Origin of the sequence: Magnetococcus sp. PR-3 (assembly GCF_036689865.1) — a bacterium.
GTDB lineage: Bacteria > Pseudomonadota > Magnetococcia > Magnetococcales > Magnetococcaceae > Magnetococcus.
Genome location: NZ_JBAHUQ010000098.1, coordinates 1 through 346, shown reverse-complemented (window position 1 = coordinate 346; position 346 = coordinate 1). Strand labels below are relative to the sequence as shown.

Sequence of the window (346 nt, the reverse complement as noted above, 5' to 3'; positions counted from 1 at the left end):
GTGCAGAAGCTTGGTCTTTCAGACCTGCCCCGTAAGTGACCGTACCGGTTGTATCGGACTCAATGGCCGAGAGTTCTGCAACCGTACCTGCATCCGTGACCGATACATCGTAAGCACCGGTTACGTAGCTGTTGGTGTTGGCTGCCAGTGCAGAGGCCTGATCCTTCACGCCCAGGCCGTAAGTCACCGTACCGGTCGTCGCTGTCTCAATGGCGGAGAGCTCTGCAACCGTACCTGCATCCGTTACCGATACATCGTAAGCACCGGTCACATAGCTGTTGGTATTCGCACCCAGTGCTGAGGCGTTATCTTTCAGACCCAGACCGTAGGTCACCGTACCGCTGGT

General features: G+C 56.6%; 1 protein-coding gene. It reads right to left on the bottom strand.

Features of this window, described 5'->3' with window-relative positions; all coding sequences use genetic code 11:
* Nucleotides 1-346 (bottom strand): hypothetical protein (locus tag V5T57_RS20715; protein ID WP_332893173.1); only part of this gene is annotated, 346 nt, incomplete at both ends.